Source organism: Terriglobales bacterium, from assembly GCA_035624475.1.
Lineage (GTDB): Bacteria > Acidobacteriota > Terriglobia > Terriglobales > Acidobacteriaceae > DASPRL01.
Map to the genome: position 1 here is coordinate 1 of DASPRL010000347.1, position 7,718 is coordinate 7,718.

Here is a 7,718-nt window from a genome sequence, read left to right on the forward strand (position 1 = left end):
GGGATAGCGCTTGGCCATCAAGTAAGCCTGGGCCAGGTTGGCGAAGGGGACGTCGCTGGTGGGCGAGGCCTGGGCAGTGGCCTGCAGGATGGAGATGGCCTTGTCGAAGTCGCCCGCTTTCTCCGCATCCTCCGCCGCCCGAAACTGCGCGTTGAGGTCGCCGATCTTGGCGTTCTCCTTCTCGACCTCCTCGCGGCGCTTCTTCTCCTCCGCGGTCATCGCGCCCGTGCCCTGCCTCTTGGAGAGGTCGATGTTGAAGTAGCAGAGGCCGTTCTGGACGTAGCAGGCCGCCGAGCTGGACTGGGCAGTGACCAGGATGTTCGCCTCCTTGTCGATGGCGTCGCCGTTCAGGTCGACCTCGGCGTCGTAGTAGCCTGAGCGGATGTTCGCCAAGGTATACTCACCCTTCTTGTCCGTCTTGCCGGTATGGGTGAGGCCGTCACCCTGCACGACGTCACCATTGGGCAGCTTGACATCCTTGCTGGTGAATTTCACCACGGCTCCCACCACGGGCTTGCCGTCGGTGCCTGTGACCTTGCCTTGCACGATGTTCGTCACCCCGAGTTGCGACCACAGGGGCAGCGCCGCCAGGGCCAACGCCAACACCGCCAGGATCGCCATGATCGACTTGCGTTTCATTGCCAGCCTCCGAACTTCTTCCTCAACCGCTCACTGCACGACTGCAGCGGATTCGTAGGGTATGGGGTCGCGGGCGCCGGCGTCCTGGAAGGCGCGGCGGCGGAGCACGCAACTCTCGCATACGCCACAGGCGCGGTCCTCGCGACTGTAGCAAGACCACGTTAAATCGAAGGGAGCGCCCAATTCAAGGCCCAGGCGCACGATCTCGGCTTTGCGCAGGGCGATGAGCGGGGTCAGGACCTCGATGCGGCCCTCGCGGGTGCCCGCCCGCACCACCTCCTGGAAGGCGCGGTAGTAGGCGGGACGGCAGTCGGGATAGCCGGAGCTGTCGGGCTCGACCGCGCCGATCACCACCTTCTCCGCCCCCAGCACCTCGGCCCAGCTCACCGCCGCCGCCAGGAAATGGGCGTTGCGGAAGGGCACGTAGGTGACGGGGATGGCGCCGGCGCCCGTCTTTTCCCCCGCCTCGGGGACGGCGATCTTCTCGTCGGTCAGGGCAGAGCCGCCCACGGCGCGCAGGGCCTCGTTGCGCAGCAGCAGGCGCTCGCCGATGCCCAGGCGGTCGCAGATGGCCAGGAAGGCGCGGCGCTCGCGCTCCTCCGTACGCTGCCCGTAGCTGACGTGCAGGGCGGCGGGGCGGTAATCGCGGGCTGCCAGCGCGGCGCACACGCAGGAGTCCATCCCTCCGCTTAAGAGAACGACGGCGCGCGGCTTTTCTTGCGCGGGCATGGACCCCTCACTTAGGTAGGATGACGCCGCGGGGCGCTGCGCTGCCCCGCGAGACTTGTTGATTTTCCCATTTCTTGATTTATCGATTTCCCTTTCTTATCAGGGGCTTAGGGGCGGCCTCTGGAAATCAATAAATCGATAAATCAAGAAATGAACAAATGGTCACACCCCCTTCTTCGCCGGATCCCAGATGAACTTGTGCACTTGCAGGCCGAGGCGGACGGGCAGGGCGTCGGCCAGGATCCACTCCGCCAATTCCCGGGGATCGAGCAGGCAGTGGCGGGCGTCGCGCGCGCCGCTGGCATCCTTGCGGAAGGCGGGGGAGAAGATCACCGAGTGCACGCGCTCGGGCAGCTTGTGCTGGCGGGTGAAGTCGCGGGCGAACTCGTAGTCGGCGCGGTCGCTGAGCACGAACTTGATTTCGTCGCGCGCGCCGACCGCCTGCAGGTTCTCCATGCGGAAGGTGTCGGCGGCGCCCGAGTGCGGGCACTTCACGTCCACGATCTTGATCACCTCTTTGGGGACGGCGGCCAGGGGGCGCTCGCCCGAGGTCTCGAGCAGCACGGTGTGGCCGCGGGCGAGCAGGCGGCGCATCAGTTCCAGGGCTTCCTGCTCCTGCAGCATGGGCTCGCCGCCGGTGATCTCGACCAGCTGGGCCGGGCCCAGGCGCGCCAGCTCCGCCTCCACCTCGTCCAGCGACATCTTGCGGCCGCCGGTGAAGGTGTACTCGCTGTCGCACCAGGAGCAGCGCAGGTTGCAGGCGGTGAGGCGAACGAAGAGGCAGGGCAGCCCGGCGTAGCTGGACTCGCCCTGGATGCTGCGGAAGATCTCGGTCACTTGCATCGGGAGATTGAGTAATTGGGTAATTGAGTAATCGGGTAATTTCGCCGAGGGTGTGGCGTCCGAGCCAATTAGTCGATTACCCGATTACCCAATCACTCAATCATTCGAAATACGTCGCCGTGGTGGTGTCCGTCTCCCAGATGGTGACGTCTTTCACCTTGACGCGGCCGTTGGTGGCCCGGATCAGGTTCGCGTTGGTCTCTTCGTAAAAATACTTGGCCAGGTTCTCCGCCGAGGGGTTCACGGTAGTGAAGGGCGCGAGCTCGTTGATCATCTGGTGGTCGAGGCGCTCGATGACGCCGCGCATGACCTCGCGCAGGTCCTTGAAGTCCACCAGCAGGCCAGCGCGGTCGAGCTCGCGGCCGTGCATGGTGACCCGCACCTTGTAGTTGTGGCCGTGGGGCTTCTCGCACTTGCCCTTGTAGTCACGCAGGTAGTGGCCCGCGGCGAACGTGTCTTCGACGGTGATCTCGAACATAAGAAGCTCTTAGCCGTTAGCCCTTAGCCGGGAGCGCCCAACGACGGCTCTCTGACCCACCATTGTAGCGCGGAGGGGGTAAAGCCGCGATTTCAGCGGGCGCCGAAGAACTCTTCCACCTCGGCCAGGTCGGTGGCGCCGCGGTACCACGCCTCTCCTGCTCTCCACCCCAGAGTGGCCGCTATGAACTCTTTATGAACTCCTGCTTGGATCTTTATGTCGGACGAAGTCCAATGGTCCCAGGCATCCCTGCGCTTGCAACATCGCAAGCGGTCGTGCTCGCAGTCGTGGCCGAGCCCCGGGCACGATCGAGCCGGCCGACCCAAGGTGAACCGATGAACACAACAGCGCTACCGCCGACGGTTCCGCAACGACGGTGGAATTGGCGGCTCTTCTGGACCCTTGAGATCGCCGGCGTACTCGCTGTTGTGGCCTTGTTCCCCTACGCCCTGGAGATGCAGGGGCCGCTGCTCAAGCAGCATCCTCTGCCCATTCCCCTGGCTGCGCTGGTGCCGATCCAGATCGTGCAGAACGCGATCCTGATCGGCGGGTTCATAGCCCTGGGTATGTTGCTGGCGCCCAAAGTCGGGCTCGGTGCACCGCTGCTGAGCGCGTGGACGAGCGGCCAGCCGGCGGCCCCGAGGCTGCGCGCAACCCTGCCCCTCTCCACGCTCTGGGGAGTCATGGCGGCGGTCTTGGTCGTCATCCTCGACACCAGGATCTTCGCGACGCATCTGCCGCACATCGCCGGCCCGGAAGCGGCCTCTCCCGCGGCCTGGAAGGCTTTCCTGGCGAGCTTCTACGGTGGGATTGACGAAGAGATCCTCCTGCGCTACGGCATCATGACGCTGCTCGTGTTCATCTTCGGCAAGATCTTCCGCGACGCTCCTTCGCGGCCGGCCAGCGCGGCCTTCTGGGCCGCCAACCTTCTCGCGGCGGTGCTGTTCGGTCTTGGCCACCTGCCGGCCACGGCGATGTTGATGCCGCTGACCAAGGTCGTCGTTCTGCGTGCGGTCCTCCTGAACGGCATTCCGGGCGTCATCTTCGGGTTCTTGTACTGGAAGCGCGGACTGGAATCCGCGATGCTCTCTCACTTCGCCGCCGATCTCGTCCTGCACGTCGTCGCACCGCTCTTTCTCGGACGGTAGTGCCCTCCCTCTCCGGGGTTTGATGGAGGCGGCCTGGCAAGCATGCCCTGTGGCAAAGACTTCTCGCGGAGCGGGGGAAGGGCCCGCTTTCAGCGGGCGCCGAAGAACGCTTCCACCTCGGCCAGGTCGGCGGTGCGGCGGTAGGGAGGCAGGCTGTCGAGAAAGACGCGGCCGTACTGCTTCTTGAGGATGCGGTTGTCGAGCAGGGCCAGCAGGCCGCGGTCCTCGAGCGAGCGGATCAGCCGCCCGAAGCCCTGCTTCAGAGTGATGACCGCGGCCGGCACCTGGTAGTCGTAGAAGGCGTTGCCGCCCTCCTCGTCGATGGCCTTCACCCGCGCCGCCACCACCGGATCGTTGGGGACGGCGAAGGGCAGGCGGTCGATGATCACGCAGCTCAACTGCTCGCCCTGCACGTCCACGCCCTGCCAGAACGAGGCGGTGGCGAAGAGCACGGCGTTTGGGGTCTGGCGGAACTCCTCCAGCAGGGCGTTCTTGGGGGCGGTGCCCTGCAGAAGCATGGGATACTCCAGCTCGGTTTCCAGGCGCTGGAAGACGTCGCGCATCTGGGCGTAGCTGGTGAACAGGCAGAAGGCGCGGCCGCGAGTGATCTCGAGCAGGCGGCGGACGCACTCGGCTGCGCGCGCACCGAACTGCGGGGTGCGCGGGTCGGGAAGGCTGGGCGGGACGTAGAGCATCGCCTGCTTCTCGTAATCGAAGTGCGAGGGCACGACCAGTTCGCGGGCGTGGTCGAGGCCCAGGCGCCGGCGGATGTAGTCGAAGCCGCCACCCACGGCCAGCGTGGCCGAGGTTAGCACCGCCGTCTGCAGCGGCTCAAAGAGGGTCTGCCGCAGGATGCCGGAGACCTCGATGGGCGTGGCCTGCAGGAAGACGTGGGCGGCGGCGCCGCGGCCGCGCCTTGTCTCGCCTCCGCGCCCCCGCCGCTCGATCCAGAAGACGGTGTTGCGCGGGTTCTCTTCCATGAGGAAGTGAAGATGCGCCCCCAGCTCCTCGCAGCGGCGCATGAGGTTGAAGACTTCCTCGGGCTTTTCCGGCAGGGCACGCAGCTCGGTGGAGAGCCGGGTGATGGCGTTGTTCAGGCCCAGGTACTCTTCGCCGTTTTCCTCCAGGAACTCGCGGCGGGTGTCGAAGGCGAAGCGGCCTTCGCCCGCGGGCAGGAGGGAAAAGAAGAACGCCGCGCGCTCGCGCAGGTTAGCCGCGGCCTGCATCGCCCGCGGGCCGGAGAGCTTCTTGGCGCGCAGGGTGTTGTCCACGTCGCGGGCCAGGTCGTCGAAGCGCAGGCTGCTGAGCGAGACCCCGAAGTAGCTGGAGGCCACGTCTTCCAGCTCATGGGCCTCGTCGAAGATGACGGCGGCGGCTTCAGGCAGGATGCCGGCGTCGGGCGCGCCCTCGGAGGCCTGCTTGATGGCCAGGTCGGCGAAGAAGAGGTGGTGGTTGACGATGATGAGGTCGCTCTCCGCCGCGCGGCGGTGCATCTCGGTGATGAAGCAGCGGTCGAACTGCGGGCACTTCTGCCCGGTGCAGGCCTCGGCGCGCGCGTCCAGCTTGGGCCAGAGCAGGCTGTTGTCGGGGATGGAGGCCAATTCGGCGCGGTCGCCGGTGGGCGTCTGCTGCTCCCACTCCGCGATCAGCCGGAACTGGTCGATCTCTTCCAGGCCGCTGAGCACCGGCTGCTCGCGCAGGTCGTAGAGCTTCTGCCGGCAGAGATAGTTGTTGCGCCCCTTCATGTAGCAGACCTTCAGATGGCCGCTGCCGCCGGGAAAGAGCGCGCGCTCCAGGAAGGGGATGTCCTTGTAGAAGAGCTGCTCTTGCAGCGTTTTCGTGCCGGTGGAGAGGATGACGCGCTGGCCGGAGCGGAGGACGGGCAGCAGGTAGGCCAGGGTCTTGCCGGTGCCGGTTCCGGCCTCGACCACCAGGTGCCGCTTCTCCTTGAGCGCTTGTTCCACCGCCTCGGCCATCTGCAGTTGGCCGCGGCGGAACTCGTAGGCGGGATGCGTCTTCGAGAGCACGCCCCCGGGCGCGAAAAAGCTGTAGAGCGAGCCGGGGGCGGCGGTGGTGGGTTCGTGGGAAGGCATCGCGCTCTTTATAATACGAGCTTTCTCTTTCTACATCCCGAGCGAAGCGAGGGAGCCCTATTCTCACGAGGGAGTATGGTGGTGATAGGGCTTCCTCGCGCTGCGCGCTCGGAATGTGAATAACGGACGATGCCGGCTTCAGGCACAACTCGAAGCGCCCTCACCCTGGCCATCGTGGGGCGGCCCAACGTGGGCAAGAGCACGCTCTTCAACCGGCTGGTGGGGCGGCGGCGCGCCATCGTGGGCGACGAGCCCGGCATCACCCGCGATCGCCTCTACGGCACGGGCGAGTGGCTGGGGCGGCGCCTGCGCGTCATCGATACCGGCGGCATCCTCCCCGACGAGAAGGAACTCATCCCGGCGGAGATCTTCCGCCAGGCGAAGGTGGCTCTCGCGGAAGCTGACGCGGTCATCATGGTGGTGGACGGGCGCACCGAGCTGGCCGCGCCCGACCTGGAGCTGGCGCGGCTGCTGCTGCGCACTGGCAAGCCGCTCTACCTGGCGGTCAACAAGATCGATGTTCCCAAGCTGGCGCCCTACGCGGAGGAGTTCCGCCGGCTGGGCATCCAGGAACTCTTCCCGGTCTCGGCTGAACACGGTCTGGGCGTGGAGGAACTGCTCGAGGCCATCTGCGAAAAGATAACCACGAAGGACACGAAGGAACACGAAGGGGAAGAGGAAGAAGAAGCCGTCCCGGAGGGGCAGCCTGCGGCCGAGGTCAAGGTGGCCATCATCGGGCGGCCGAACGTCGGCAAATCCACGCTGCTGAACCGGCTGACGGCGAGCGAGCGCGCTATCGTCTCGCCCATCCCTGGCACCACCCGCGACGCGGTGGACGAACTGGTGGAGCGCGGCGGCAACCGCTTCCGCTTCATCGACACCGCCGGCATCCGCCGCAAGGGCAAGACCAGGTTGATGGCGGAGAAGCTCTCGGTGGTGATGGCGCGCAAGCACCTGGAGGCCGCCGACGTGGCCCTGCTGGTGGTGGACGCGGTCGAGGGCGTGACCGCGCTCGATGCCAACATCGCCGGCTACGCCCACGAGAGCGGGCGCTCGGTGATCGTGGTGGTCAACAAGTGGGACCTGGTGGGCCCGCCGGCCTCGGACGACCCGGCGCGCCCCGCCGCCTATCGCCAGCGTCCCGCCGCCCGCAGTCTTTATGAGCGCCAGGTGCGCGACGGGCTGAAGTTCCTGGCCTATGCGCCCGTGCTTTTCGTCTCCGCCGCCGCGGGCAAGGGCACCGACAAGCTCTTCGCGCTGGTGGAGCAGGTGGCGGAAGCGCGGCGCAAGCGCGTCCCCACCGGCGAGATCAACCGCTTCCTCAAGACGGTGGACTTCCAGCGCGCCTCGGTGCCCATGTCCAAGCGGGTGAAGATCTACTACATGACACAGGCGGCGGTGGCCCCGCCGACGTTTGTCCTCTTCACCGACCGCGCGGTCAAGCTGCACTTCTCTTTCGAGCGCTTCCTGGAGAACCAGCTCCGGCGCGCCTTCGGCTTCACCGGCACGCCTATCTGGATCAAGACACGGGGGCGGGAGTAGGCCTCACGCGGGCGCGGGCGCCGGGGCGGGCGGCGCGGGCGGCGCCGGCGGGGGCGCGGGATGCAGCAGGGCATCGAGCCTGGGATAGCGTGCGGACAGGAAGAGCACGGGGTAGGCTTCGAAGAAGACGGCGGCGGGTACGTTGATCATGGCGATCAGCCACAGCAGGGCCAGCAGGGCCAGGCCGCCCAGCACCACCGCCACAGCGATGGTGAGCGGGTTCCAGGAGAGGCCGAGGCCGCTGAC

General features: G+C 66.6%; 8 protein-coding genes. 2 read left to right on the forward strand and 6 right to left on the reverse strand.

Annotated elements, in window-relative coordinates:
* The 4 genes from VEG08_13680 to queD form a co-directional block, all read right to left on the reverse strand.
* On the reverse strand, positions 1-639 hold a 639-nt coding region (locus tag VEG08_13680; GenBank protein ID HXZ29038.1), incomplete at its 3' end, for a hypothetical protein.
* Between the two features lie 30 nt (positions 640-669).
* Positions 670-1,368 (reverse strand): 7-cyano-7-deazaguanine synthase QueC, encoded by a 699-nt coding sequence (gene queC, locus VEG08_13685; protein ID HXZ29039.1) that lies wholly within the window; start codon positions 1,366-1,368, stop codon positions 670-672.
* A gap of 162 nt (positions 1,369-1,530) precedes the next feature.
* Positions 1,531-2,211 carry a radical SAM protein gene (locus VEG08_13690; protein ID HXZ29040.1) on the reverse strand — a complete coding sequence of 227 codons (681 nt, stop codon included), beginning with the start codon at positions 2,209-2,211 and terminating at the stop codon, positions 1,531-1,533.
* 100 nt (positions 2,212-2,311) lie between these two features.
* Positions 2,312-2,689, reverse strand: a complete 378-nt coding sequence (queD, locus tag VEG08_13695; GenBank protein HXZ29041.1) for a 6-carboxytetrahydropterin synthase QueD — start codon at positions 2,687-2,689, stop codon at positions 2,312-2,314.
* 335 nt (positions 2,690-3,024) lie between these two features.
* Between queD and VEG08_13700 the strand changes: the two genes are divergently transcribed.
* The gene (locus tag VEG08_13700; protein HXZ29042.1) at positions 3,025-3,837 is read left to right on the forward strand and encodes a CPBP family intramembrane glutamic endopeptidase; all 813 of its coding nucleotides are present in this window, start codon (positions 3,025-3,027) and stop codon (positions 3,835-3,837) included.
* Positions 3,838-3,926: 89 nt separating this feature from the next.
* Here VEG08_13700 and VEG08_13705 read toward each other — a convergent pair whose 3' ends face one another.
* Positions 3,927-5,930, reverse strand: a complete 2,004-nt coding sequence (locus tag VEG08_13705; GenBank protein ID HXZ29043.1) for an ATP-dependent DNA helicase — start codon at positions 5,928-5,930, stop codon at positions 3,927-3,929.
* Positions 5,931-6,059: 129 nt separating this feature from the next.
* Here VEG08_13705 and der point away from each other — a divergent pair, with 129 nt between their 5' ends.
* A complete protein-coding gene (gene der / locus VEG08_13710; GenBank protein HXZ29044.1) occupies positions 6,060-7,472 on the forward strand; it encodes a ribosome biogenesis GTPase Der in 1,413 nt (470 codons plus the stop codon).
* A 3-nt stretch (positions 7,473-7,475) separates the two neighbouring features.
* On the opposite strand, the gene VEG08_13715 is transcribed toward der, so the two are convergent.
* On the reverse strand, positions 7,476-7,718 hold a 243-nt coding region (locus VEG08_13715), incomplete at its 5' end, for a hypothetical protein (GenBank protein HXZ29045.1).